The sequence below is a fragment of the Monashia sp. HAY1-5C genome (genome assembly GCF_056755255.1).
In genome coordinates this window covers 1-268 of the sequence record NZ_JBPGXG010000393.1, presented here as the reverse complement: position 1 = coordinate 268, position 268 = coordinate 1, and the positions used below count along the sequence as shown (strand labels likewise).

Sequence of the window (268 nt, the reverse complement as noted above, 5' to 3'; positions counted from 1 at the left end):
CAAGAACCCCTGGGGCACCCACTTCAACTACGACGACAAGAAGCTCCAGGACACCATCGACTGGTGGGCCTCGCTCGCTGCGAAGGGCTACATGCCCAAGCTTGAAACCACCGTTGGTGCCAACGTCGCCGACAGTTTCGGCGCAGGCAAAGCCGCCATCAACAGCAATGGCTCCTGGATGATCGGCCAGTACACCAGCTACAAGTGCATCGACCTCGGCATCGCCCCCACGCCTCAGGGCCCCGAAGGCAAGCGCGCCTCCATGTTC

1 pseudogene is annotated in these 268 nt (G+C 61.9%); it reads left to right on the top strand.

Going from position 1 to position 268, the window contains the following annotated elements:
- A pseudogene (locus ACR9ZK_RS22155) lies at positions 1 to 268 on the top strand (sugar ABC transporter substrate-binding protein); the annotation flags it as partial.